Source organism: Ruegeria pomeroyi DSS-3 (genome assembly GCF_000011965.2).
Lineage (GTDB): Bacteria > Pseudomonadota > Alphaproteobacteria > Rhodobacterales > Rhodobacteraceae > Ruegeria_B > Ruegeria_B pomeroyi.
In genome coordinates, this window is record NC_003911.12 from 1,515,417 (window position 1) to 1,539,597 (window position 24,181).

23 protein-coding genes are annotated in these 24,181 nt (G+C 65.3%); 10 read left to right on the forward strand and 13 right to left on the reverse strand.

Annotated elements, in window-relative coordinates:
• Positions 1-163: 163 nt before the first annotated feature.
• Genes SPO_RS07360 through SPO_RS07400 form a run of 9 tightly spaced genes read right to left on the reverse strand, consistent with a single transcriptional unit; the run spans position 164 to position 9,441 of the window.
• Entirely contained in the window at positions 164-1,096 is a 933-nt protein-coding gene (locus SPO_RS07360) for a glycosyltransferase family 2 protein (protein ID WP_044028084.1), read from the reverse strand.
• A gap of 57 nt (positions 1,097-1,153) precedes the next feature.
• Positions 1,154-1,876 (reverse strand): SDR family NAD(P)-dependent oxidoreductase, encoded by a 723-nt coding sequence (locus tag SPO_RS07365; RefSeq protein WP_011047182.1) that lies wholly within the window; start codon positions 1,874-1,876, stop codon positions 1,154-1,156.
• Positions 1,873-2,649: a cyclase family protein gene (locus SPO_RS07370; protein WP_011047183.1), complete on the reverse strand. Its 777-nt coding sequence runs from the start codon at positions 2,647-2,649 to the stop codon at positions 1,873-1,875. Before SPO_RS07370 ends, SPO_RS07365 begins: the two co-directional genes overlap by 4 nt.
• Positions 2,646-3,902, reverse strand: coding sequence for an SDR family oxidoreductase (locus SPO_RS07375; RefSeq protein ID WP_044028085.1), 1,257 nt, complete (start codon positions 3,900-3,902; stop codon positions 2,646-2,648). Before SPO_RS07375 ends, SPO_RS07370 begins: the two co-directional genes overlap by 4 nt.
• Complete coding sequence (locus SPO_RS07380) at positions 3,899-5,074, reverse strand: thiolase family protein (RefSeq protein ID WP_044029133.1); 1,176 nt, start codon at positions 5,072-5,074, stop codon at positions 3,899-3,901. Before SPO_RS07380 ends, SPO_RS07375 begins: the two co-directional genes overlap by 4 nt.
• On the reverse strand, positions 5,074-6,687 hold the full coding sequence (locus tag SPO_RS07385) for an AMP-binding protein (protein ID WP_044028087.1): 1,614 nt from the start codon (positions 6,685-6,687) through the stop codon (positions 5,074-5,076). Before SPO_RS07385 ends, SPO_RS07380 begins: the two co-directional genes overlap by 1 nt.
• Positions 6,684-7,160, reverse strand: coding sequence for an aromatic-ring-hydroxylating dioxygenase subunit beta (locus SPO_RS07390; protein ID WP_011047187.1), 477 nt, complete (start codon positions 7,158-7,160; stop codon positions 6,684-6,686). Before SPO_RS07390 ends, SPO_RS07385 begins: the two co-directional genes overlap by 4 nt.
• A 17-nt stretch (positions 7,161-7,177) precedes the next feature.
• Positions 7,178-8,503 (reverse strand): Rieske 2Fe-2S domain-containing protein, encoded by a 1,326-nt coding sequence (locus SPO_RS07395; RefSeq protein ID WP_011047188.1) that lies wholly within the window; start codon positions 8,501-8,503, stop codon positions 7,178-7,180.
• A gap of 11 nt (positions 8,504-8,514) precedes the next feature.
• Positions 8,515-9,441 carry a PDR/VanB family oxidoreductase gene (locus tag SPO_RS07400; RefSeq protein ID WP_011047189.1) on the reverse strand — a complete coding sequence of 309 codons (927 nt, stop codon included), beginning with the start codon at positions 9,439-9,441 and terminating at the stop codon, positions 8,515-8,517.
• Positions 9,442-9,508: 67 nt separating this feature from the next.
• Here SPO_RS07400 and SPO_RS07405 point away from each other — a divergent pair, with 67 nt between their 5' ends.
• The 4 genes from SPO_RS07405 (at position 9,509) to SPO_RS07420 (ending at position 12,958) form a co-directional block, all read left to right on the forward strand.
• Positions 9,509-9,967: a MarR family winged helix-turn-helix transcriptional regulator gene (locus SPO_RS07405; RefSeq protein ID WP_011047190.1), complete on the forward strand. Its 459-nt coding sequence runs from the start codon at positions 9,509-9,511 to the stop codon at positions 9,965-9,967.
• Between the two features lie 113 nt (positions 9,968-10,080).
• A complete protein-coding gene (locus SPO_RS07410; RefSeq protein WP_044028089.1) occupies positions 10,081-11,097 on the forward strand; it encodes a TRAP transporter substrate-binding protein in 1,017 nt (338 codons plus the stop codon).
• A 56-nt stretch (positions 11,098-11,153) separates the two neighbouring features.
• Positions 11,154-11,648 (forward strand): TRAP transporter small permease, encoded by a 495-nt coding sequence (locus SPO_RS07415; RefSeq protein WP_044029135.1) that lies wholly within the window; start codon positions 11,154-11,156, stop codon positions 11,646-11,648.
• Positions 11,645-12,958 carry a TRAP transporter large permease gene (locus tag SPO_RS07420; RefSeq protein ID WP_011047193.1) on the forward strand — a complete coding sequence of 438 codons (1,314 nt, stop codon included), beginning with the start codon at positions 11,645-11,647 and terminating at the stop codon, positions 12,956-12,958. Before SPO_RS07415 ends, SPO_RS07420 begins: the two co-directional genes overlap by 4 nt.
• A gap of 2 nt (positions 12,959-12,960) precedes the next feature.
• Here the strand turns inward: SPO_RS07420 and SPO_RS07425 are convergent, their stop codons facing one another.
• Positions 12,961-13,392 carry an acyl-CoA thioesterase gene (locus SPO_RS07425; protein WP_011047194.1) on the reverse strand — a complete coding sequence of 144 codons (432 nt, stop codon included), beginning with the start codon at positions 13,390-13,392 and terminating at the stop codon, positions 12,961-12,963.
• Between the two features lie 178 nt (positions 13,393-13,570).
• Here SPO_RS07425 and SPO_RS07430 point away from each other — a divergent pair, with 178 nt between their 5' ends.
• The 5 genes from SPO_RS07430 to SPO_RS22160 all read left to right on the forward strand — a co-directional run bounded on the left by SPO_RS07430 (position 13,571) and on the right by SPO_RS22160 (position 19,919).
• A complete protein-coding gene (locus SPO_RS07430) occupies positions 13,571-14,050 on the forward strand; it encodes a MarR family winged helix-turn-helix transcriptional regulator (protein ID WP_011047195.1) in 480 nt (159 codons plus the stop codon).
• A gap of 7 nt (positions 14,051-14,057) precedes the next feature.
• Positions 14,058-16,205, forward strand: coding sequence for an indolepyruvate ferredoxin oxidoreductase subunit alpha (locus SPO_RS07435; RefSeq protein WP_011047196.1), 2,148 nt, complete (start codon positions 14,058-14,060; stop codon positions 16,203-16,205).
• Positions 16,202-17,755, forward strand: a complete 1,554-nt coding sequence (locus SPO_RS07440; RefSeq protein ID WP_011047197.1) for an indolepyruvate oxidoreductase subunit beta family protein — start codon at positions 16,202-16,204, stop codon at positions 17,753-17,755. The genes SPO_RS07435 and SPO_RS07440 overlap by 4 nt, the downstream gene beginning before the upstream one ends.
• A 100-nt stretch (positions 17,756-17,855) precedes the next feature.
• Positions 17,856-18,629, forward strand: coding sequence for an aspartate/glutamate racemase family protein (locus SPO_RS07445; protein ID WP_044028091.1), 774 nt, complete (start codon positions 17,856-17,858; stop codon positions 18,627-18,629).
• 75 nt (positions 18,630-18,704) lie between these two features.
• Entirely contained in the window at positions 18,705-19,919 is a 1,215-nt protein-coding gene (locus SPO_RS22160; protein WP_084790955.1) for an OmpA family protein, read from the forward strand.
• A gap of 12 nt (positions 19,920-19,931) precedes the next feature.
• Here the strand turns inward: SPO_RS22160 and SPO_RS07455 are convergent, their stop codons facing one another.
• The 3 genes from SPO_RS07455 to dctP form a co-directional block, all read right to left on the reverse strand.
• Positions 19,932-21,269: a TRAP transporter large permease gene (locus SPO_RS07455; RefSeq protein WP_011047200.1), complete on the reverse strand. Its 1,338-nt coding sequence runs from the start codon at positions 21,267-21,269 to the stop codon at positions 19,932-19,934.
• A gap of 27 nt (positions 21,270-21,296) precedes the next feature.
• Positions 21,297-21,800, reverse strand: coding sequence for a TRAP transporter small permease (locus SPO_RS07460; protein ID WP_011047201.1), 504 nt, complete (start codon positions 21,798-21,800; stop codon positions 21,297-21,299).
• A gap of 64 nt (positions 21,801-21,864) precedes the next feature.
• Entirely contained in the window at positions 21,865-22,893 is a 1,029-nt protein-coding gene (gene dctP / locus SPO_RS07465; protein ID WP_011047202.1) for a TRAP transporter substrate-binding protein DctP, read from the reverse strand.
• A gap of 208 nt (positions 22,894-23,101) precedes the next feature.
• On the opposite strand from dctP, the gene SPO_RS07470 reads away from it, so the two are divergent.
• On the forward strand, positions 23,102-24,181 hold the full coding sequence (locus SPO_RS07470; RefSeq protein WP_011047203.1) for an NAD/NADP-dependent octopine/nopaline dehydrogenase family protein: 1,080 nt from the start codon (positions 23,102-23,104) through the stop codon (positions 24,179-24,181).

Below are 24,181 nucleotides of genomic sequence, written 5' to 3' on the forward strand. Positions count from 1 at the left end.
CGGGCCCGCACGTCTGTCGTATCGCCGGGTCCGTGCGACCTGATTGCGCGTCTTTCGCGTAACGGCTGGGCGGGGCATACCAAAATCCCAGGCCAGCGTCAAATGGTGCGCGTGCAGCAGCGGATTTGGTGACTTTTGTTTCCTGATTGGAAACTATGATGCGCTATTTTGGAAACTGTTTTTGCATCGCCCCGTCGAGGTCAAGCGGGCGGTGCTTCAGCATCCCCTCGGCCCTCAGCCGCGCCCGGCCTTCGGGGGCGCAGGCATTCAACTCGTCGAAAAAGGCGCGCAAGCCGTCCTCGCCTTGTTCTTCTTCGATACCGCTCAGCAATTCGTGCATGCTCAGCCCGCCGGCCTCGCGCGGGACATTGGGGGCCAGGTCGGGACGATAGGAGCCTTGGGCGATGCGATAGCGATAGGCGGCGATCCAGTGGTCCCAGTCGGCGCCGTGCCGGTGGCACAGGTCGACCATGTCCAGTTCCACCTGGTGCGGGTTCATTTCCTTGTTGCGAAAGATGTTGTGGATGCGGAAATCGACCTTCTCCATGCCGGTGCGGGCAAAGACCTTGCCGGCCACATGGCTCATGAAGCCGCCTTTTACAAAGGCGCCGAAGGTCGGGTAGAGGCGGCGCACAATGCCGTCGCGGGCCGGACCGCCGGGGATGAAGGCCTTGTAGAGCGCATCGCCTCCGGCCAATGCCTCGATCGGGCGCATCCGGGCGCAGAGCGTGTCATCGGGCAGGCCGGACAGAACAGCGGCGATCGGGGTTTCAGACCAGATGAATTCGTCGACGTCGATATGGGCCAGCCAGTCCACATCGGCGCGGTTATAGGCATGGCGGGCATTCATCGTCTGGCGGGCCTGGTGCTTGACCGGGCGGGACAGTTTGCGCCGCTGCCAATAGCTGTCGTCGCAAGCAAAGACCCGGATACGCGGATGCGCCTTCAGCCGCGCAAAGACCGCCGGATCGGGATCGTCGAGATAGAGGAACAGCCGATGCGCGCCCAGTTCCAGGTGCCAGGCGGCAAAGCGCAGGATCTCGTGTTCGGGCGCCTTGACGGTGGCCACCACGCCCCAGGTCGGTGATGTGTTCATGGGGCTATTGGTGACCCGGGGGGCGGGTCTTGGCAAGGTTGGAAATTCCGGGTGGCCTCAGATCTGAAGTGACCCGACACTGGCGCCGCCGCAGACATAGAGGGTCTGGCCGGTGACAAAGCTGTTTTCGGGATCGCAGAAGAATAGAAAGGCGCGGGTGACGTCGTCGACGCGGCCAAGGCGGCCCATGGGAATGCGTTTGGCCAGCGCTTCTTGCTGGGGGCTGTCCTTTTCGACGATGCCCCAGAAATTGTCGGTCAGGATCGGGCCTGGCGCCACCACGTTGACGGTGATGCCATGCGGGGCCAGCTCCAGCGCCCAGGTGCGGGCCATGCCGATCATGCCCGCCTTGGTGGCGCCATAGGCGGTGCGCGTGGGCGCCCCGAGCGCGGCGCGTGAGCCGTTGAACATCACCCGCCCGAACTGGCGCGCCTTCATCGCGGGCAGAAACGCCTTGAGCAGGGTCAGGGCGGATCCCAGATGCAATTGCGCCAGCCCGGTAATGTCCGAGGGCTCGGCCTCTTCGATCAGGTTGGGCCAGATCAGGCCCGCATTGTGGATCAGGTGGGTGACCTGGTGACTGGCAGCCACTTGTGCGGCGGCACCTGCCACTGCCTGCGGGTCCAACAGATCGGCCTCGACCGAGTGGAGGCGCGGGTGGGTGACCTCGGGCGTGTGGCGCGAGATCGAGATGACGGTGTAGTCACGCGCCAAGAGCGCCTGCGCCAGATCGGCGCCGATGCCCTTGTTGCCCCCGGTGATGACGGCGGTATGGGTCATGTCTCCTCCACCAGCGCCAGTACCCTGAGCGGGCTGCCGGTGCCGTTCTTGATCTTGAGGGGCGCGGCGATCAGCACCGCGCCGGTGGGCGGTAGCTGGTCGAGGTCCGAGAGGCATTGCAGCCCATAGCGGCCCGCACCATGCAGGTAGTAATGCGCCGGATAGGGCGGGGTGTAATGGCTGCCCTGTCCGGCATCGGTGCCCACCGTTTCCACGCCAAAGCCGCGAATGTCGCGCTGGTCGATCAGGAAGCGGATGGCCTCGGGGGTCGGCCCCGGCGAATGCGGCCCGTCCTCGCGCATGTTGAGGTATGCGGCGCCACGCCGTTTCGACCAGTCGGTGCGCATCAGCACCCAGGCCCCGGCGGGGATGCGGCCATGGACGGCTTCCCAGCCTTCGATCAGGGGAACGGTCAGTTCGAAATCCTCGTCCTCTGCCGCGCCGTCGGAACAGTCGATGACACAGACCGGGCCGATGAAATCGGCCGGGTCGATCTCGTCCACCGCCGCACGCGGCAGGTCGCGGCCCGAGATCCAGTGCGCGGGCGCGTCGAAATGGGTGCCGGTATGTTCGGACATCGTGATATTGTGCCACTTCCACGCCGGGCCGCGATGGTCATAGGCGCTGATCTCTTCCATGCGAAAGCGGGCGCATTGGCCGAACTCGGGCGGCAGGATGATGACCGGGAAATCGGGGTCGAGCGTGTGGGTCAGGTCGACCACCCGGATCTCTCCGCTGGCGATGCGGGTGGCGAAATCGGTCAGAGTGCTCATGCGCCTTCTCCTCCCAGCGTCATTTCGCGTTCCAGCACCTTGGGGTCGCGGCGGAAACGGTCGCGCAGGTCCTGGGCGATGTCGCCGCACCAGACGTCCTCCAGCCCGCGTTGCAGCCCGTCCACGACCGAGCGGGCCAAGGCGTATGCGGTGACGCGCGGCGGCGGCAGCGGCTGGTACCAGTCGTCCTCTTCGGTGGGGCCGAAGAACACGTTCATCACCCTGAGGCCCGAGGGCCGGAATTCGGCGCGCAGCGACTGGCTGAGCGAATAGGCCCCCGCCTGGCTGGCGGAATAGGCGCCGAAGGGGCGCGCATTGCTCAGCGCGCCGACGCTCAGCAGGTTGACCCATGCGGCGGCGGCGTTCACCCCGTCGGCGGCGCGGGCGCACATGCCGGGGCCGAATGCCTGCGCCAGCCGCATGAGGCCAAGGTAATTCACCTCCAGCTCATCGCGGGCAAAGCCGGTATCGCCCCGGTCCAGCACCCCGCCGGGGCGCAGAAAGCGGGCGGTGTTGATCAGGATATCGGTCTTGCCGCCGATCTCGCCCGCCAGTTTCTGCACCGATGCGGTGTCGGTCACGTCCATCGGCAGGATCTGCACCCCCAGCGCCTCCAGCTCGGCGCGCTGCGGATAGGGTCGCCAGCTTTCTGGCTCACCGGCGAAGATGATCGCGGCACCCGCCTTTTGCAGGGCGCGCGCCAGCGCGGACGCCTGGGCGCTGCGGGCGTCGGTGATCAGCACGCGGCGGTGTTTGGGATCGGCAGAGAGGGCACGCATCAGCGGATCGTCCTCCATGTTCGGGGTGTCGGTTTCGGGCAGGGCGACCAGCACGCCCTGTCCCGACTGGTCGAGCCGGGCGGTGATGCGCACCCGGGCGTGGCGCGCCACGTCGCCATGGATATGGGCGAGCACGGTGGGGCCGTCATCGAGCTGCACGGTGCCCGCGCGCCACGGCATCCGCTCGCGAAAGTAAAGCCGGGGCGAGGTCTGCACCGTGGTCTCGGCGATCAGGGTCCCGCCCGGCGCCATGTCCTGCCACGGCAGGTCTGTGCTCAGGCAGGCGGAACAGGCATCGCGCGGCGGGTATTGCACCTTGCCGCAGTCGGCGCAGCGTTGCAGGGCAAACCGCCCCTCGGCGGCGGCGGCGGTCAGGTGGAGCGCGGCGCGCGAGCGTACCTCGGGCGGGCGAGTCGGTGAGACCGAGCGTTTCTGCGGGTCTTTCCTGGGCGGCGGGGACAGGGGATGGGTCATGCGCGCGCTCCGCTGGTCAGGACGGCGGCGCTGGAACACAGGCCGCGGTCGAAGTTGATCATGCCAAAGCCCGACACCAGCGCCCGTTCCGCGCCCGGCACCTGCGTGCCGTCCGCCTGTCCGGTGACCTGGCGGATCGCCTCGACCATGCCGATGAAGCCGCCTGCCGCCCCGGCCTGACCGCCGGAAAGCTGGCCGCCCGAGGTGTTGTGGGGGAAATCGCCCGCCACGGTCAAACCCTTGTCACGCAAAAAGGCCGGGCCGTCGCCCTTGGCGCAGAAGCCCAGATCCTCGATCTGCATCATCGAAATCACCGGATAGTCGTCATAGGTCTGTACCAGATCCATCTCCTGCGGTCCCATTCCGGCCTGATCCCAGAGCACATCCACATCCATCGTCCAGCCTCCGCGCAGCTGGATCGGGTCGTCGGCATGGGCATTGTGGCGCTCAATCGCTGCCGCCAGCCGTGCATAGGGCAGGTTCAGCGATTGCGCCCGATCCTCGGACATGACCAGAAACGCCTCGGCCCCCGCGCAGGGCATCACGCAGTCAAAGAGCGCGATCGGGTCAGCGATGGGGCGGGCATCCAGGTATTGCTCCATCGTCAGGGGTTTCTTCATCACCGCGTTGGGGTTTTTCAGCGCATTGGCGCGCTGGGCCACGCAGATGCGCCCGAAATCCTCGCGCGTGGCGCCGTATTCGGTCATGTAGCGGTCGGTGAGCAGGGCAAAGCTCGCGTTCGGGCCGCCGTAGCCATAGGGATAGCTGGCATCCATGGCAAAGCGCGAGAAGCTTGACAGCAGTTGGCGGAAACTGTCGATGTGGTTGGTGTCGCCCGCCACGCAGGCGATGATCTCGGCGTCGCCTGCCTGCACCGCACGCGCCGCCCGGCGCAGCGCCACCCCGGCCGAGGCGCCGCCCATCGGGATGTGATCAAGCCAGCGCGGGCAGAGGCCTAGATGCTGGGTCAGCCCGACAGCGGTATCAGGGAAAAGTGTGAAGGAGGCGACCTGGAACCCGTCTAGATCAGCGGGTTTCAGACCCGCCGCCCGCAAGGACCCGCGCAGGGCGGTGGCGATCCAGTGATGCGCGGTGTCGATGGAATAGCGCTGATAGGGCGTCGAGAAGGGCGCCACCAGCGCCACGCCCTCATAGCTGGCAGGTCGTGCCATCATGCCACCTGCCGTTTCTTGAGATGGGTCAGCGTCACGGTGGCCGGGTCCGAGAGCAGCGCCTCGGCCATCTCCTTCAACGCCTTGCGCTGGATCTTCTGGGTCGGGGTCATCGGCAACCTGTCCACAAAGGCAATATAGCCCGGCACCTTGTAATAGGCCATCTGGGTCAGCGCCCACTCTGCAATCTGCTGGGCAAGATCGGGCGAGGGGGCATCGACGCGCAGGCAGGCAAACACCTCGTCCCCGCGCATCGGGTCGGGCACGGCGGCCACGCCCGCCGCCCGGATGGACGGGTGGCGCATCAGCACGCTTTCCACCTCGACCGCAGCGATATTCTCGCCCGAGCGGCGGATCACGTTCTTCTTGCGGTCGACGAAGAAAAACCGCCCGTCACCATCGCGTCGCACGATATCGCCGGTATGAAACCAGCCGCCTTCCCAGGCCTCTGCCGTGGCCTCGGGGTTCTTGTCGTAATGCGAGAAGAAGCCATAGCGCGGGTCGGGACCGGCATTGCGGACGAGGAGTTCGCCCGGCTCGTCCGGTGCCGCGTCCTGTCCGGTATCGGTGACCACGCGGGCGGCGACCCAGCCCTCGGCCCGGCCCAGGCAGGATTGGCCGATCAACCGGTCATGCGTGTGGGCGGCGATTACCGCGCCCGCGCCGGTTTCGGTCATCGCCCAGGCCTCGATCAGGGGAAAGCCGAACCGCGCCTCGAACCCGGCCTGCAGTTTCGGGTCGATGCCCGCGCCAAAGCCGAAGCGCACCTGATGGGCGCGATCCTCAGGTGTCTCGGGCAGGGACATCAGGATCGAGGGCATGACGCCCAGATAATGCAGGCAGGTGGCGCGCGCCTCGGCCACATCGGCCCACCAGCTGGATGGGTGGAACCGGTCGAGCGCGATCAGGCAGCCGCCCACGGTGACCATCGCCATGAAGGAATAGGCCATCGCGTTCATGTGAAAGATCGGCAGGGGCGTGATCATCCGCTCACCCTTTTCGGTCAGCGAGGCGACCCCGCCCAGATCGGCATACCACCGCCCCGCCAGCAGGAAATAGGCATTGGGCAGCACGCAGCCCTTGGGGTTGCCGGTGGTGCCCGAGGTATAGAGCAGTGCCGCCTCGCGCGCCTCACCCTCACGCGGCTCGGTCACGGCGGCATTTGCGCGGGGTGGGGGCGGTGCATCCTCGTCCCCGATGACCGGGGCTTTGACGCCTGCCGCCATGGCCGCTGCGCGCAGCTCGTCCGCACGGGCGGGCAGGGCGACGATCAGCGCCGGTTGCGCATGGCCGATCAGGTATTCCAGTTCCGCCGCCCGCAGGTCGGGGTTGATTGGTACGATCGAGGCGCCGATGCGGTTGAGCGCGGCGAACAGCTCGAAGAACACGGGCCGGTTTTCCAACAGCGCCGCCACCCGCATCCCAGCGCCATAGCCCGCCTGTTCCAGCGCCTCGGCCCGGGCATCGACGCGGGCAAGGAAGGTGGCATAGCTGACCGCGCCGGCCGCGATCCCATAGGCCGCCGCCGTGCCGGGCAGCACGTCAAGCACCGGGCGGTCTGGCCAGCGTTCCGCCGTGGCCGCGATGGCGGCGTAGACCGTTTCGGCGCTCACGGCAGCAGCTGGATATTGCCGAAGGCGGCGTCGCAATTGAGCAGCTCCACCTTCTTGCCCGCGATGCGAAAGGCGCCATCCACCAGTACCAGATCATGGGTCACGGTGAGGGCCAAAAGCTGCTGTTCGTCCAGCCGGGTTTCGACATAATGCATGTTGGTCACGGTCTGGAACCTGCCCGCCGCGGGGTCGAAGACATCGACAAAGGGCCGCTGGATCACGTGATGACAGCGCGATTTCGGTTTCTGCGAGAATGTCCGCTCGCCGTTCAGCCGCTCGACCCTGAGGCGCAGCATGAAATTGTCCTCGTAAAGGAACGAGGTCGCATTGACCGGATCGGCCTGCTTGTAATCGAGCGGCATCCAATAGACCGCATCGGGCAGCCACAGGTCGAGCCATTCGGTGTAACGACCCTCGTCCAGCAGCCGGGTCTCGCCATAGATGAAGTCGATCACGTCCTCGCGGGTGGTCATGGCTCCGCTCCCCTCGCTCATTGGGCGGCGACGCCGGGGGCGTCCTCCATCGACATGGTCATGAACTTGGCCCAGGCGTGGAACTGGTTGCGCATCTGCCGTTCGGTGGTGCCGTTTTCGACCGCCTCTGTCTCGAAATTCTCGGGGCCTGTATGCAGGCGCCGGATATCGACCCATTGCATGCCCTCGGCATGCAGCCCCTCTTGCGCGCGCTCGTACATCTCCAGGTCGTCATGGCCCACGATCGAGGTGGGGGCGTTGATCATCCGGTTGTACATGGCCGACATCGCGGTCAGCTGCTCGGGAGCGCCGACCAGCCGGTAGACATAGCTTTCCGCCAGCGTCCGGTCGGCCCCCAGCGGGATGAAGTTGCGCAGCTGTGTCAGCGGCGCCTTGACCATGACATTGGGGAAATAGACGGTGTTGTGCCGGCTCTCGTCCAGGATCGCCTTGGCGCGCTCCTCGCCATGGCTTTCAATCATCGCCTCGAAATAGCCGGGGATGGCGTCATAGTTCGAATGGATCGACATGTTGACGCCGGTATGGCCGTGGCCGTTGGGCCAGGTGCGGATGCCCATATCCTCGAAGAACTCATAAGGGCTCATGAACGGCGCGATGATCTGCATCGCGGGCGGACGCGGTTCGGGGTTGCCCATCTGCTCATAGATTTTGACCGCCGTCCCGGCCGAGCTTTCATGCGCGACCATCGGGTGGCAGGTGTCGGTCTGGTTCTCGACCAGCATTTTCCAGTTGCACTTGTGCATGTAGCGCAGCGGCGGGCCGGAAATTTCCACGCGGCCTTCAGGTGCGCGGTCGACCATGTTGTCGATGGAACTGAGCGAGCCGCCAAAGAACTCGTCAAACCCGATCCCGTCTTCGGCAAGCCGGGCAAAGACAAAGCCGCGATAGTTGTACACCGCGCCCACGGCCTGCATGCCCTTGCCGTTCTGGGACTCGGACAGGCCGGTACCCTCGTAGCCCTTCTTCAGCGGGATGGCGAGCAGGCAGCCGTCGGTCTTGAAGCTCCAGGCGTGATAGGGGCAGCGAAAGAACTTGCCGGTATTGCCCGCCCGGTCGATGGCGATCTTGGTGCCCTTGTGGGGGCAGCGGTTGTAAAGAACCTTCACCTCGCCATCGGTGTGGCGCACCATGATCACCGGCTGGTCGCCGACCTGGGTGGTGATGTAATCGCCCTTGTTCGGGGTCTGGCTGTCATGGCCGACAAAGATCCAGGCATTGGTGAAAAGGTGGCGCATCTCCAGCCGATAGACCGCATCGCTGATATAGACATCGCGATGGACCTGGGCGGGCTGGATCATCGCCCTGATATCGTCCGCGTTCATGCCGTCCTCCCTTACAGATCCAGCACAAGGCGCGTGCTGCGCGCCCGGCTGACACAGATTTGCATGACCTTGCCGCTGTCGCGTTCGGCCTGGCTGAGCACCACGTCGCGGTGATCGGGGGTGCCCGCGATCACCTCGGTCTGGCAGATGCCGCAATCGCCGCGCTGGCAATCGTAAAGCGGGTCGAGGCCCGCGGCCTCGAGCGCCTCGATGATGGTCTGATCGGGTGCCACGGTGATGACCTGACCCGACGAGGCGATCTCGACCTCGAAGGCGCTGTCGCCTGCGGCGTGCGCGGCATTGGTGAACAGCTCCACATGGATGTCGGTGAGGCCCGCCGCCTCGGCGGCGGCGCGGGCCGCCTCGATCATGCCCTTGGGGCCGCAGATATAGAGGGCATGACCGCTCAGGCCCGCCATCAGCGCGCCCAGGTCCAGCGGCGCGGTATCGTCGAAATGCGGGCTGTAGCGGTCGCCGAAGATGGTCGCCAGTTGCTCGACATAGGCCATGTCGCCCGCACTGCGGCCCGCATGATGAAAGACAAAGGGGCGCCCGGAGGCGGCCAGTTCCGTCGCCATCGAGATCAGCGGCGTCACCCCGATCCCGCCCGCCAGCAGGGCGACGGGCATGTCCCCGGGGCGCAGTTCGAAATCGTTCTTGGGTTCGGTGGCCTCGATCGTGTCGCCCGGGTTCAACGCGTGCATGGCGCGGCTGCCGCCGTCGCCGTCGTCCTCTCGCTGGACGGCTATCTGCCAGGCGCCGGGCTGCCGCTCGGGCCAGTCGATCAGCGAATAGGCGCGCGGCCCGGCTGCTGTCTGCACCTCGATATGGGCCCCCGCGCCATGGTCGGGCAGGGGGCCGCCCTCGGCCGCGACCAGGGTAAAGGCCGAAATCCGCTTGGTCACGGCCTGTTTCTGGGCAATTCTCAGCAAGAGCATGTTTCGGCGCCTCCCTGCTGGAAATATGAAAAATCATATAAATCGAGTCAAGACAATTCCGGATCTCATGAACGACACGCCCGACGACACCTTTGTTTCCGGCTATCTGCTGTATCTTCTGGCCGCCTCCAGCGAGGAGGCCAGCGCCCAGTTCCACGACCATATCCGCGCCCAGGGGCTGCGGGTGCCCGAATGGCGGGTGCTGGCCTGCCTGGTGGACAATGACGCGATGATGATCACCCGGCTGGCCAAGCTGTCGTTGATGGAACAGTCGCGCATGACCCGAATCGTCGATCAGATGGATGCGCGCGGATTGGTGACCCGGGTTGCTGACGCCAAGGACAAGCGCCGGGTGCGGGTGCGGCTGACCGATGACGGCCGCGCGCTGGCCGAGTCGCTGGTCGCCTCGGCGCGTGCGCATGAGACGCGGCTGCTCTCGGCATTGGCCGATACCGATGCCGCGCGGATCAAGGGGGTTTTGCGCACGCTGCTGGATGTGCTGGATCGTCCGCGTGAGAGCAGGTGATCCGAGATACATGCAATTTCATATTTCTTGACAAGGGGCAAAGCGGGGTGTGATGCTGGTCCGTGAACAGGTGCCCGGATGCTCTGGCGCACCGATTCACGAGGGAGGAAGACATGAAGCATTTTGCACGGCTGGTCGCCGCCGCGATCGTGGCCGCCAGCACCGGCGCCGCCGCCTGGGCCGCCGATACCACCTTGCGCATTTCCACCTGGCTGCCGCCCACTCACGGGATCAATACCGAGATTTTCGCGGGGCTGATCGGGATGATGGAAGAGGCCACCGACGGGCAGGTCAGCGGCGAGCTGGTCTTTGGCCTGGCGCCGCCGCCGGCGCAGATGGACCTGATCCAGGACGGCGCTGCCGACATGGCGATCATCTTTCACGGCTACCAGCCGGGCCGGTTCATCGGCACCAAGCTGATCGAACTGCCGGGATACGAGGGCAATGCCGAGGCCGCCTCGGTCGCCTACTGGCGCGTGCATACCCAGCATCTGGGCAAGCTGGGCGAGCATCGCGGCGTCAAGCTGGTGGCGCTCAACACCCATGGGCCGGGCCAGATTCATACCAGCAAGGACGTGGCCTCGCTGGCAGACCTGAACGGGTTGAAAACCCGGATCGGCGGCGGTGTCGCCGGCGATGTCGGCGCGGCGCTGGGCCTGGTGGGCATCAACGTGCCCGCGCCCAAGGTCTATGAGACGCTGGAATCGGGTGCCGCCGACGCGGTGGCGATGAACGTGGGCGAGCGGGTGGGCTTCAAGCTCAACGAAGTGGCCAAGAACCTGTATGACATGCCCGGCGGGCTTTATCGCGGCTCGTTCGCCATCATCATGAGCCAGGAGACCTTTGACAGCCTGCCCGCAGATGTGCAGGCGGCGCTGGATGAAAAGGTGTTCGGCGAACCGGCCAGCCGCATGGCGGGGGCCGCCTGGGACAAGTCCGACATGATCGCCTATGAGGCGACGCGCGGGACCGAGGGCGCCCGGATCGTCGAGGCCTCGGCCGAGGATCAGGCGGCATTCGCGGCCATCGCCGCCGAGGTGACGACCAAGGTTCTGGCCGAGCTTGACGCCGCAGGGGTCGATGCCCAGGCCGCCTATGACATGGTCAAGGCCGAAATGGCCGCCAATTGAGCGGCAGGCCCGGCGCCGCGCGGGCGCGGCGCCGGTTCTGATGGCATGACCTCATGATGAAACGCGTTCTTTCCCTTTCGGTCTGGCTGCCGGGGCTGCTGGCCTCGGCGGCGCTGTTCGTGCTGATGGTGATGACCTTCGCCGATGTGCTGCTGCGCTCGATCTTCAACGCGCCCATCGAGGTGGCCGCTGACCTGACGCGGCTGTTGATGGCGGTCATGGTGTTTTCGGTGATGCCGGTGCTGTCGGGCAAGAATGCCCATGTCAGCGTCGATCTGCTGGACGGCCCGTTCCGCCGCCTGCGCCTGTCGCGCTGGCGCGATGCGGCGGTTTGCCTGTTCTGCGGCATCATCCTGTTCTGGCCCGCCAGCCGGGTCTATGACCTGGCCGAACGGTCGCGATCCTATGGGGATGTGATGGAATATCTGCGCTTGCCGCTGCATTACGTGGGCTGGTTCATTGCCCTGCTGACTCTGGTCACGGCGGTGGTGCTGGTGGTGCGGGGCGTGCTGCTGCTGGTGGCGCCGCGCCTGGCGGGAGGCGCCTCATGACCGCATCCCTGATCGGCTTTGGCGCGGTTCTGGCGCTGATCTTGCTGCGTGTTCCCATCGCCTTTGCCATGGGCTTTGTCGGCATGGTCGGTTTCATGACCGAGACCAGCTTTCGCGCCTCGATCTCGATGGTGGCGCGGCTGATCATCGACACCAGCCAAGATTACGGTCTGAGTGTCGTACCGCTGTTCATCCTGATGGGGCTGTTCGTGAACAAGGGCGGTATCAGTCGCGAGCTTTACGCCGCCTCGAACGCCTTTCTGGGCCATCTGCGCGGCGGTCTGGCGATGGCGACCATCGTGGCCTGTGGCGGGTTCGCCGCCATTTCCGGCTCTTCCCTGGCGACGGCGGCCACCATGGCCAAGGTCGCCATGCCCGAGATGCGCCGGTTCGGCTATTCCGACGCGCTGTCGACCGCCTCGATCGCGGCGGGGGGCACGCTGGGCATCCTGATCCCGCCCTCGGTGATCCTGGTGATCTACGGGCTGTTGACCGAGACCTCGATCGGCAAGCTGTTTGTGGCGGGCATCGTGCCGGGGATGCTGGGCATCCTGCTGTACCTTTGCGCGGTACGCTGGACGGTCTGGCGCAATCCGGCGGCGGGCCCCGCGGGCGAGCGGGTGCCGCTGCGCGGACGCCTGGCCGCCCTGCGCGAGGTCTGGGCGGTCATCCTGCTGTTTTTCCTTGTGATCGGCGGGCTTTACGGCCTGTTCGACATTCCGCCGCTCAACATCAACTTCTCCCCGACCGAGGCGGCGGGGATGGGCGCGATGGGCGCCTTCCTGATCGCGCTGGCGCGTCGCCGGCTATCCCTCAAAGACACGCTCGAGGTGCTGCTGGAAACCTCGATCACGGCGGCCAGCCTCTTCGCGGTGCTGATCGGCGCCTGGATATTTTCCAACTTCGTCAATATCGCCGGGCTGCCGGCAGCGCTGAGCGAGATCATCACCGCCTATGAACTGCGCCCCTGGCAGGTGATGGCGGTGATCCTGGCGATCTATATCGCGCTGGGTTGCGTGTTTGAATCGCTGTCGATGCTGCTGCTCACGGTGCCGATCTTCTTTCCGCTGGTGACCGGGCTGGGCTATGACCCGATCTGGTTCGGAATCGTCGTCGTGGTGGTGACCGAGATCAGCCTGATCACCCCGCCCGTGGGGCTGAATGTCTTCGTCCTGAAGGGCGTGGTGGGTGATGTGTCGACCGGCACCATCTTTCGCGGGGTCACCCCGTTCTGGATGGTCGATATCATCCGGCTGGCCTTGCTCCTCGCCGTTCCGGCGCTGGCGCTGTATCTGCCCGGGCAGATGTGACCTCAGAACCCCAGCTCGTCGGCGCTTGTAAGACGCGCCTCCAGTGCCGCGCGCATCGCGTCGGGCCAGGGGATCGAGGTATGTTTGTCCAGATCGCTGGCCGCCAGCACCTGGGTCGAGGACCAGCGGACCTCGTCACCACAGCTGATCCGGTGGCGCACGGTGACCGAGGAACGGCCGACCTTGACCACCCCCAGTTCGAACCGCAGCGTTTCGCCAAAGAACGAGGGTTTCGAGAAATCGCAGCTCAGGTGCACGGTGGGCGTGCCCCAGCGTTCGTTCCAGATGATATCGTGCCAGGCAAAGCCGAGACTGGCCCAGAATTCCTCGTTCACGCCGTTCAGGATATCCAGATAGGACGGGAAATAGGCGGTCCCTGAAATGTCGCAGTCGCCAAAACGAAGCTCGCGTTCGGTGATGAAGATCTTGTCCATGTCGCGGGTCTGGCCTCTCTCTGGTCCTGTTGTTGCCCGCCCGTGATTGCCGGGCCGGGGGGATTTGACAAGCCCGAAGCTCCAAAACCGGCGGGTTGCGCCGCCGAGGGGTCGAGTTTACTTGCATTTGCATATAATTTCGGGAACTCTGAAGGGCAGCAACGACCGAAAGACCCAGATGGCCGAATCGACCGATCAAACCGAGCAGCTCAGGGAATTGGCCGAAATCGGCCTCGAAGGCTATGCGCCATACCTGATGAACCGGATCATGGGGCGCTACAACGCCAACCTGCGCAAGGAAATGACCGCGCTGGGGCTGAGTACGGCCAAGATGCGGGCGCTGGCGATCCTGTCGGCCAAGGATGGGTTACCGATCGGTACACTCGGTATTTTTGCGGTGGTCGAACAATCCACCCTGTCACGGGCGCTCGACGGGTTGCAGGCCGACGGATTGGTGCGCCGCGAGGTGGACAGCGATGACCAGAGGTCCAGCCGGGTGTACCTGACGCCTGCGGGCCGAGCGGTCTATGACCGCCTCTGGCCGCATATGCGCGCCAGCCACGACCGCATGTTCCAGGGTATTACGCCTCAGGAGCGGCAGGCCTTTCTGGCGACGCTGAACAAGATGCTCGCCAATATCCGCGTGCACGAGATCTGAGGCGGCCATGGCAGAGCGATCCTTCAAGCGCGAGGTGCAGGATTTGCGTCTGGGCGCGGGCGAGACATTCACCGGCGAGGGCATCCTGGCCATCACCAAGGCCTTGCTTGAATCGGGCGTGGGCTATGTCGGCGGCTATCAGGGCGCGCCGATCAGCCACCTGATGGATGTGCTGGCCGATGCGCAGGACCTGCTGGGTGAGTTGGGCGTGCGATACGAGGCGAACGCGTCCGAGGCGGCGGCGGCGGCCATGCTGGCGGCCTCGGTCCATTACCCGATCCGGGGCGCGGTCACCTTCAAGGGCGCGGTGGGGGTCAACGTGGCCTCGGATGCGCTGGCCAATCTGGCCTCGTCGGGCGTTACCGGCGGCGCGCTGGTGATCGTGGGCGAGGATTATGGCGAAGGCTCCTCGATCATGCAGGAACGCAGCCACGCCTTTGCGATGAAATCGCAATTCTGGCTGCTCGACCCGCGCCCGAACCTGCCCTCGATCGTGCAGGCGGTGAAACAGGGGTTCGAGCTGTCCGAGGCGTCGAACACGCCGGTCATGCTGATGGTGCGGATTCGGTCCTGTCATGTGACCGGCCAGTTCGAATGCGCCGATAACCTGCGACCGCCGCTCAGCGTGCGCGATGCGCTGTCCGAGCCGCGCCGCGACTTTGCCCGCGTGGTGCTGCCGCCGATGTCCTATCAGCACGAGCGCGACAAGGTGGAAAACCGCTGGCCTGCTGCCGAGCGGTTCATCACCGAACAGGGATTGAACGAGGTGTTTGGCCCCGAGACCGCGCCGGTGGGTCTGGTGGTGCAGGGTGGCATGTACAACGGTGTCATTCGCGCGCTACAAAGACTGGGTCTGGCCGATATCGAGGGGCGTTCGGCCATCCCGCTTTATGTGCTGAACGTCACCTATCCGCTGGTGAAGGACGAGTTTCTGGCCTTTGCCAGGGGCAAGGACGCACTGCTGGTGGTCGAAGAGGGGCAGCCCGAATTCATCGAACAGGGGCTGGCCGCGATGCTGCACCGGGCACGCTCGCCGGTGACCCTGCAGGGCAAGGGTCTGTTCCCGATGGCGGGCGAATATACCGGCCAGATCATGCTGGAGGGGATCGCGGGTTTCCTCAAGGACGCGGCGCCACAGCTGTTGCCGGGGCAGGTGATCGCCCCCAATGCGCCGCCGCCCGAGATGCCCGACCTGTCGCAGACCGTGCCGATCCGGCCGCCGGGCTTCTGCACCGGCTGCCCGGAACGGCCTATCTTTGCCGCGATGAAGCTGGTCGAGCAGGAACTGGGCAAGCACCAGATCACCGGCGATATCGGTTGCCACCTGTTTGCCGCCCTGCCGCCCTTCGAGATCGGCGGCTCGACCATGGGATACGGGCTTGGCCCGGCCTCGAACGCGGCGTTTGACGGCGGCGGCGCGCGGCGGGCGGTCTCGTTCATCGGCGATGGCGGGTTCTGGCATAACGGGCTCAGCTCCTCGATCGGGAACATGGTGTTCAACCGGTCCGACAGCGTGGCCATTGTAGTGGACAATTACTATTCGGCCGCCACCGGCGGGCAGGATGTGCTCTCCTCGCGCGCCAAGAACCCGTCAAAGGCCACCGGCAACCCGATCTCCAGGGCGCTGGAAGGGGTGGGCGTGAAATGGGTGCGCCAGATCGACCGCACCTATGACGTGGGCCATATGCGCGACACCATCCGCGAGGCGCTGACCACCGATTATGACGGGCCGAAATTGATCGTCGCCTCGTCGGAATGCATGCTGAACCGGCAGCGGCGGGAAAAACCCCTGCGCGCCCAGGCGATCCGCGAGGGGCGCCGCGTCGAGGCGCCGCGCTTTGGCGTGGACGAGGATATCTGCACCGGCGATCATGCCTGTATCCGTTTGTCGGGCTGCCCCTCGCTGTCGCTCAAGGTGCTGGACGACCCTCTGCGCGACGACCCGGTGGCCAGCATCGACCAGACCTGCGTCGGTTGCGGCAATTGTGGCGAGGTGGCGGATGCGGCGGTGCTCTGCCCCTCATTCTATCGCGCGGACCTCGTGCACAATCCGGGGCGGTGGGAACGGCTGTTGGCAGGCTGGCGCAGCCGTATCATCACCTGGTTGCAAGACCGGCGTGCGCGTCGACAGCTCGATTTCGGAGAGGCGTCATGACCCGGATGGACGGCGTGATGACACCGCAGGGCGCCGACAGCGCCCGTGCGATCACCAAGCTGGTGGTCATGGCCGTGGGCGGGCAGGGCGGCGGCGTGCTGACCGGCTGGATCGAGGCGGTGGCCCGCGCGGCGGGCCGCGCGGTGCAGGCGACCTCGGTCGCGGGCGTGGCCCAGCGCACCGGCGCCACCATCTATTACATCGAAATCGCGCCCGAGGGCGTGGCGGCGCCGGTCTTCTCGCTGGCCCCCGCCGCCGGGGACGTCGACATCCTGATCGCAGCCGAGATGATGGAGGCGGGCCGGGCGATCCAGCGCGGCTTTGTCACGCCGGACCGGACCGTGCTGATCGCCTCGGAGCACCGGGCGCTGGCGGTGTCGGAAAAGATGGTGCCGGGCAACGGGATCGCGCAGGCCGACGAGGTGATGGCCGCCGCAGAGATCGCCGCAGCGCGGTTCCTGTCCGCGGATATGGAGCGGCTGGCGGTCGCCAAGGGGTCGGTCATCTCGGCCAGCCTGTTTGGCGCGCTGGCAGGCTCGGGCGCGCTGCCCTTCCCGCGCGATGCGTTCGAGACCGCGATCCGGAACTCGGGCAAGGGGGTCGAGGCGAGCCTTGCCGCCTTTACAGCCGGGTTCGAGGCGGTCTCGGCCGGTCCCGCGCAGCCAGAGGCCGCTGTTACGGCGAAAACGCCTGCGGAGCCTGCCGTTCAGGGGCCATCGGCACAGCTGGCGGCCTGGGCCGCTTTGACCGCACGGGTCGAGGCCCTGCCTGCCGATGCGCGCGAAATGGCCCTGGCCGGGCTGCGTAAGGTCGTCGCGTTCCAGGATTGTACCTATGGCGGCGAGTATCTTGACCGGCTGACCGCACTGGCCCGGCAGGACGAGCCCGCGCAAGGTTTTGAACTGACCCGCGAGGCGGCCAAACATATCGCCAATGCGATGGCCTATGACGATGTGATCCGGGTGGCGGGCCGCAAGACCCGCGCCGCCCGGCGTGCCCGGATCGATGCCGAAATGGGGCGCTCGCCCCAGCAGGGGATGCAGGTGACCGAGTTCCTGCATCCGCGTGCCGAGGAGATATCCTCGCTGTTGCCCGCGGGACTGGGGGCACGGGTGGCGGCTTCTCCGCGCTGGATGGCGCGGCTGGACCGCTGGTTCGGCCATGGCCGCCGTATCCGCAGCGACCGGGTGAGCGGTTTTCTGCAGCTCTACCTGCTGGCCGGGCTGCGCGGTTATCGCCGCCGCACCCTGCGCCATGCGCAGGAGCAGGCGCATCTGGAGGCCTGGTTGCACAAGGTCGGTGAAACACGCGAGCGCGACTACGATCTGGCGATGGAACTGCTGCGTTGCCGTCGGCTGATCAAGGGTTATTCCGACACCCATGCACGCGGCCTGTCCAAGTTCGATCGCGTGATGGCAGGGGCCGATCTGGTTGCCGGGCGGGTTGATGCCGCCGACTGGGTGCGCCGCCTGCGCGAGGCGGCGTTGCAGGATGAAGAGGGTAGGGCGCTCGACGGGGCGCTGAAGACCGTGCGGTCGTTTTCAAGTTGATTTATTGCGAGGCTCCGCCTCGCGCTCCGGAGTATTTTGAACCAGAAAGAAGCAGGAGCATGCGCACAGCTTGCACGCGCGCGGGTCAGGGAGGAAGCCAATGAAACTCTGGTATCAGAGCTATGTGGATTACGAGAACGGAGCGGAATACTGGGACATGCTGGGGCCGCATCTGGACGCGGTGTCGGAGGTTGGCACACAGGTCGACATCCGGGGGATAACGCCGTTTGACAGCTATGCCCATCCGCTGGTGGAATTCCGCTGCGCGCGCGAGATGATCTGCAACGCGATCCGGGCCGAGCGCGAGGGGTATGACGCCTTCATCGTCGGCCATTTCCAGGATGCGGGGCTGTATGAGGCGCGCTCGGTGGTGGATATCCCGGTGATTGGCCTGGGCGAGGCGACCATGCTGTGGTGCTGCCAGATGGGCCAGCGGCTGGGGATCGTCACCATCAACCCACGCTTCATCCCGTGGTTCCATCACCAGATCGGCAAGTACGGGCTGCGCGAGCGGGTCTCGGGCGTTCATGCGATGACCTTCGAGCCGGGGCAGATCCTGGGCGCCTATGGCGATACGGACAAGGCCGCCGAGGTCAAGCGCCTGTTCGAGGAACAGGGCCGCCCGCTGGTGGCGGCGGGCACCGACGTGCTGATCCCCGGCGGCGGCATCCCGATGCTGCTGTTCTCGCAGTTCCACGACCATCAGATCGACGGCGCGCCGGTGGTCAATGGCATTCCGATCGCGGTGAAGATGGCCGAGATGGCAGTGAACCTGAAACGGCTGACCGGGCAGGGTGTCAGCCGTGTGGGCGATTACACCAAGGCGCCCGAGCACATCATCGAAGAGTTCATGACCCATCCCAAGGGGCTGTAGCTTGCTAAGCTGACGGTTTTTGCGCATTCTGGACGCAGAGATTTGTTCGTTCCATTTGTCCGGGGCCAGCCCGTCATGACTGTTCGTCTCCTGCGTCTTGCCGCTTGCTTTGTTGTGATGCCATATGCCGGCACGGCGCAGGATGCTCAGCCACGGTCCGATCTGATGACCTTTGCCCAGGGCGTTCTGCCGGTCTCTGTCGAGACCGGGCCAGAGCAGATGCGCACCGGCAGCCCACAGGCTATTGCCGCCATAGACGGCAATGCGGGGGGCTTTGGAATGACCCCGAAACCCGGGAGTGCGCAAGCCCAGGTCACGATCATCTACGCTCTGCCCTCGCTGACGAGGTTCGATCGTCTGGCGGTGCCCAATATCGGGGAAACCCCCAGCCCGTCGCAGACCTTTTTTCGCGATATCGTGATTTCCGGGGCGGTGGAGGGGCCGGATGGTCCCTACATTCCGATTGCGGGCGGCACACTTGCAACCCATGCCGACCCCGGATTGGTGACCGAGTTGGCGATGGAGGATGCCGTTCCCGAAGTGCTCTGGCTGAAGGTGCTGCTGTCTGGTGGGATCAATGTCGAGCGCGACAAGACCTATTTCGAGTTTTCAGAACTGATCGGCGAGGGCACGCAGCAGCCCATGCCCATGTCCGAGGGGTTCACAGGAACCTGGAAAGGGCGGGGCGTATCCATCGAACTGCTGCAAGAGGGGGCGCATGTCACCGGATGCTATGACAAGACCGGCACGCTTTCCGGGACGGTCGATGGCAGGGTCCTGCGGGCGCTGGGTTCGGACCCGGCTGGCATCCCTTCCCAGTTCATTCTGATCGCCTCCGCCGATGGGGCAATGCGGGGGTTGCGCTCCACCAATGGTGCGCCGTTCAAACCCTATGATGGCGAACCTGCGGCTGGAGCTGTCGTCTGCGCGCGCCCCGAGCCTGCGCCTCCGGGGTGCGGCGCGGTACTGCACGGGATCGGGTTCAACTATGACAGTGCCGCGATCCGTCCCGAGTCCGCTGTCTTGCTCAATGCCTTGGCCGACGGACTGCGCGGGACGGATGCAGCCCGGATCGAGATCGTCGGTCATTCCTCCAGTGAAGGGGCGGCGGAGTACAACCGTGCCCTGTCGCAGCGCCGGGCGGCATCGGTGGTTGCGGCGTTGGTGGATATGGGATTGGCGGCCGACCGTCTCGCCGCCCTGGGCAAGGGCGAGGATGAGCCCATCGCCAGCAATGCCGACGAGGCGGGACGCTCGCTCAATCGGCGGGTCGAGGTGCACTGCCGCTGACCGGCGGCTGTGTTACTGACCAAGCCCGGGAAGCCAGAGCGCGATGCCGGGGAATATGATCAGCAGCGCAACCAAGAGCATCGAACAGCCTATGAACGGAAGCGCCGACACATAGATGTCGCGCATGCTGGTGCCCGGCGCCGAGACCCCCTTCATCACGAACAGCAGCAGGCCAAAGGGCGGGGTGGTGAAGCTGATCTCGAGCGCCAGCAGCACGATCACCCCGAACCAGATCAGGTCGAACCCCAGCGTCTGCGCCAGCGGAAAGAAGATCGGCACGGTCAGCAGCATCATGCTGAGCTGGTCCATGAACATGCCCAGAACCAGCAGGATACCGAACATGATCAGGAGCATCGTGATGGGCTCCAGATCGAACCCCGTGGCCCAGCGGATCAACCCCGAAGAGGCGCCGGAGAAGGCCAGGAGCGCCGAGAAGGTGGCCGAGCCGAAGATGATCAGCAGTGCCATCGTGGTGACCTTGAGCGCGCCGGCCACGGATTTGACGATCCCCTCCCAGGTCAGCGAGCGGTAGAGCGCGGCCAGAACGATCACGCCGAGGCAGCCGAAGGCGGCGCTTTCCGAGGGCGTGGCGATGCCGAACATGATCACCAGGATCACGCCGATCACGATGGACACCATCGGCAGGATATCGACGAAGAGCAGGCGCAGTTTCTCGACCCAGTCAGAGCTTTCGACCTCGTAAGCAGGGGCGGCGCTGGGGTCGTATAGCGCCATGCCCAGGATCATGACCGCGTAGAAGATGGCTAGCATCAGGCCGGGCATGATGCCTGCGATCAGCAGGTCGCCGATGTCCAGCTCTGCCAGCGTCGCCAGCAGCACCGCCAGCGCCGAGGGCGGGATCAGCATCGCCAGCCCGCCGGTGCCCAGGATCGGGCCGATGGCCATATGCTTCTTGTAGCCGCGTTTCTGCATCTCGGGCACCATCAAGGACCCTAGCAGCGCGGTGGAGCCCATCGACGACCCCGACAGCGTGGCAAAGGCGGTGCCGCCTGCCACGGTGACAAAGGACAGGCGCGCGGGCAGCTTGCCCATCAGCCGGTCGACCGCGCCGAACATGCGGTTGGCGAGCCCGGTGAAGAAAAAGATCTCGCCCATCAGCAGGAACATCGGCACCGGCATCAGGTTGAACGAGGTGACCGTCGGGATCGCGTTATTGGCCAGCTGCCCGATGCCGCGCGCCATCTGGCTGGCGATATCGCCGCGCCCGCCCATGAAATAGGCCGCGCCGATCATGTTGGCCGCCAGAAAGGCCAGCGCCACAGGAACGCCGAGCGCCATGAAGAACAGGATCATGCCCAGCAGGAAGACGAGCGCCTCATACCATTCCATTGCCTGCGCCTTTTGTATTCTTGAGTGTCATTCGTGCACGCCCGCTTCGCCGGTATGCATGGTCACGGGGCCAAAGACGAAGCGGAGAAACTGTGCCGCCATCAGGCCGAACCCGATCGGCATCGCGCCCAGAAGCAGGTATTTCGGCATGTCGAGGCTGCGCATCTCGGCATCGCCAAAACGCCAGGCTCGGGCCGTTGCGCCCCAAGTGTACCAGACCAGCGTCAGGCAGATCACGACACATAGCGCCGAGATCGCCCGGCTATAGGATCGCTGCATCCGGCGCGGCAGGGCCGCACTCAGCAGTTCGATAAAGACGTGCCCCCGGTGGCGCACCAGCCAGGGCGAGGCGGCCATCACGATGTAGAGCAGGCCGAATTCGGTGAAGGTGAAGATATGGCTGGACCAGGATCCGGACAGGTTCAACGTGCGGGCCAGCGCGCTGATCACGATCCCGAACATGATCCCCACAAGGTAGATACCGGCCAATATGGCCAGCAGGTCGCAAATACGGTCGATCAGACGCATCATGTCCTGGCTCTGTTTGTTGGGGGCAGGCCGCCGCTTGGACAGGGCGGCCTGCCTTCAATCAGTCTTATTCGGCCAGAGCATAGGCCTTGCGCAGGGCCATGTAGGTCTCGGCACCGGCGCCGCCGCCGTCAATACGCTCGTACATGCGTGCCCATGCGGAATCGTCTGCCATCTTGCGATAGGTTTCGCCCGCTTCGGCAGAGTGGCTGACAAAACTCATGCCGCCATCGGCAAGTGTCTTGGCATCCGCCGCGACTTCGGCCTGACGGTCGGCATAGGACTTGCCTTCCCACTCGATCACGACATCCTGGATCAGTTTCTGGCTTTCGGGGGAAAGCGCGTTCCAGGCGTCGAGGTTGAAGATCACACCGATATCGGTGTTGTAGAAGGTGGGATCGACCCGGTATTTCAGGAACTCGTTCCACTTGAGCTGCGGAATGCCGATCTCGGTCCAGGCTGCGGCGTCGACAACGCCCTTTTCAAGCGCCGAATAGACTTCGGTCGCCGGCATCGAGGCGGTGGTCGCGTTCAGCTGTTCGAAGAAGGCGTGATAGATCGGGTTGTCGCGCAGCTTGACCCCGGTCAGATCCAGAATGCCGTCATCGCGGAACTTGGGCTCGCTGTTCATGTAGATGTGGAACTTGATACCGCCATCGACCCAGCCCAGGTGGCGGACGTTGAAGCGCTCTTGATGCGCCTTGTCCATCAGCGCCGCGCCGCCATTGGCCCGGGCCTCCATCGGGGTCACGCGCGAGGCGACCATAGCGTCGATCTCGGGCACGTTGGCGCCATAGAAACTGCCCGGCGTATGCACCATGTCGACCACGCCGTCACGCACGGCGGCGGGCTGTTCGAACATGCCGATCGCCTCGGGGCCGCCGCGCACGTCGATCTGGACGATGCCCTTGCCGCGTTCGTTGATATCGGCGACCATCGCAAGGAAGGTCTTGGTGTAAACCAGGAACTCGGGGAACGCATGGACCGCGCTGACCCGGTCCTCGGCCTTGGCTGACATAGGGGCAGCCATGACGGCGAGCGCTGCCGCCGCCATCAGGTAAGTGGCTTTTCTGGAAAGCCCGCTGAAGATTTTCATGTCACAACTCCCTGTTGATCCAACGGGGGTATGAACCGCCTTCTGTCGGGCGGTGCATGCCCTTAGGTGAAGTTAGGTCGGTCTGCCCCGACTTCTATGCATTTTCATGTAAGACCGCCCGCTAGGGGCAATGCAATAGAAATATCCTTGATATATGATTTTTCATGTATGTAATCTGCTCCAGCAACTATCGGTGCGGGAGGGGGCGATGGAGATTGCAGTTCTAGGCGGTGGCAACGGCTCGACCGCCGCGGCGGTTGATCTGACGGCACAGGGGCACAACATACGGTTCTGGCGCAGAAATGCGTCTGCGCAGGCAGAGCTGAAGGCGCGCGGCAATGTCATCACACTCAAGGATTTCGAGGGCGCGCGTCCGATTCGGATTACCATGGTCACCGATGACATCGGCGAAGCGATCCGGGGGGCCGAGCTGATCGTCTGCCCGACACCGGCTACGGCGCAATCCGATATCGCGGCGGCCATGGCCCCGCATCTGGCGGACGGACAGGTGGTGTTTCTGCCGCCGGGCAGCTTTGGCAGCTGGATCATGGCCGACATCGTTCGCAAGGCGGGAAACCACGCCGATGTCAGCTGGGCCGAGACCGGCACCCTGCCGTATCTTACGCGGCTGCACGGGGCCGATACCGTTGCCATCACCACCCGCGCCACCCGCCTGCCGACCGGGGTCTATCCGCTGCGCAACGCGGAACATGCGCATTCGGTCCTTGCGCGGGCCTATCCTGCGGTCGAACCGGCGGGCGATGCGCTGTCGGGGGCACTGATGAACGCAGGCCCCATCATCCACCCGCCGCTGATCACGATGAACGCGGGCCCGATCGAGCATTTCGACCATTGGGACATCCACAACGAGGGCACCCAGCCCGCCATCCGCCGGGTCACCACGCGGCTTGACGCCGAGCGCATGGCTGTGCGCGAGGCGCTGGGCTATGGCGCGCCGCATTTCCCGCTGGCCGATCACTACGAGACCTCGGACTGGATGTATGGCAACCTCGCCCATGACAAGCTGGTCGACAGCGGCGACTGGCGCGAGCATCTGGTGCTGACCGAACATCGCTACATGCGCGAGGATGTGGCGGTGGGGCTGGCCCTGCTGGTTTCGGTCGCCGATTGGGCCGGCGTGCCCGCGCCTACGGCGACGGGGCTCTTGGCGCTGGGCTCGGCGATCTGCGACGACGATTTCCGCCAGAGCGGCCGGACATTGGAGAACCTTGGGCTGGCCGACATGGACCGCGCCGCTTTGCAGACCATGCTGCGGGACGGGGCCTGA

Excerpts from the sequence above, each read along its gene's own strand:
- SPO_RS07360 (WP_044028084.1), bottom strand. The coding sequence starts at position 1,096 with ATGAACACATCACCGACCTGGGGCGTGGTGGCCACCGTCAAGGCGCCC.
- SPO_RS07365 (WP_011047182.1), bottom strand. The coding sequence starts at position 1,876 with ATGACCCATACCGCCGTCATCACCGGGGGCAACAAGGGCATCGGCGCC.
- SPO_RS07370 (WP_011047183.1), bottom strand. The coding sequence starts at position 2,649 with ATGAGCACTCTGACCGATTTCGCCACCCGCATCGCCAGCGGAGAGATC.
- SPO_RS07375 (WP_044028085.1), bottom strand. The coding sequence starts at position 3,902 with ATGACCCATCCCCTGTCCCCGCCGCCCAGGAAAGACCCGCAGAAACGC.
- SPO_RS07380 (WP_044029133.1), bottom strand. The coding sequence starts at position 5,074 with ATGGCACGACCTGCCAGCTATGAGGGCGTGGCGCTGGTGGCGCCCTTC.
- SPO_RS07390 (WP_011047187.1), bottom strand. The coding sequence starts at position 7,160 with ATGACCACCCGCGAGGACGTGATCGACTTCATCTATGGCGAGACCCGG.
- SPO_RS07395 (WP_011047188.1), bottom strand. The coding sequence starts at position 8,503 with ATGAACGCGGACGATATCAGGGCGATGATCCAGCCCGCCCAGGTCCAT.
- SPO_RS07400 (WP_011047189.1), bottom strand. The coding sequence starts at position 9,441 with ATGCTCTTGCTGAGAATTGCCCAGAAACAGGCCGTGACCAAGCGGATT.
- SPO_RS07405 (WP_011047190.1), top strand. The coding sequence starts at position 9,509 with ATGAACGACACGCCCGACGACACCTTTGTTTCCGGCTATCTGCTGTAT.
- SPO_RS07410 (WP_044028089.1), top strand. The coding sequence starts at position 10,081 with ATGAAGCATTTTGCACGGCTGGTCGCCGCCGCGATCGTGGCCGCCAGC.
- SPO_RS07415 (WP_044029135.1), top strand. The coding sequence starts at position 11,154 with ATGAAACGCGTTCTTTCCCTTTCGGTCTGGCTGCCGGGGCTGCTGGCC.
- SPO_RS07420 (WP_011047193.1), top strand. The coding sequence starts at position 11,645 with ATGACCGCATCCCTGATCGGCTTTGGCGCGGTTCTGGCGCTGATCTTG.
- SPO_RS07425 (WP_011047194.1), bottom strand. The coding sequence starts at position 13,392 with ATGGACAAGATCTTCATCACCGAACGCGAGCTTCGTTTTGGCGACTGC.
- SPO_RS07430 (WP_011047195.1), top strand. The coding sequence starts at position 13,571 with ATGGCCGAATCGACCGATCAAACCGAGCAGCTCAGGGAATTGGCCGAA.
- SPO_RS07435 (WP_011047196.1), top strand. The coding sequence starts at position 14,058 with ATGGCAGAGCGATCCTTCAAGCGCGAGGTGCAGGATTTGCGTCTGGGC.
- SPO_RS07440 (WP_011047197.1), top strand. The coding sequence starts at position 16,202 with ATGACCCGGATGGACGGCGTGATGACACCGCAGGGCGCCGACAGCGCC.
- SPO_RS07445 (WP_044028091.1), top strand. The coding sequence starts at position 17,856 with ATGAAACTCTGGTATCAGAGCTATGTGGATTACGAGAACGGAGCGGAA.
- SPO_RS22160 (WP_084790955.1), top strand. The coding sequence starts at position 18,705 with ATGACTGTTCGTCTCCTGCGTCTTGCCGCTTGCTTTGTTGTGATGCCA.
- SPO_RS07455 (WP_011047200.1), bottom strand. The coding sequence starts at position 21,269 with ATGGAATGGTATGAGGCGCTCGTCTTCCTGCTGGGCATGATCCTGTTC.
- SPO_RS07460 (WP_011047201.1), bottom strand. The coding sequence starts at position 21,800 with ATGATGCGTCTGATCGACCGTATTTGCGACCTGCTGGCCATATTGGCC.
- dctP (WP_011047202.1), bottom strand. The coding sequence starts at position 22,893 with ATGAAAATCTTCAGCGGGCTTTCCAGAAAAGCCACTTACCTGATGGCG.
- SPO_RS07470 (WP_011047203.1), top strand. The coding sequence starts at position 23,102 with ATGGAGATTGCAGTTCTAGGCGGTGGCAACGGCTCGACCGCCGCGGCG.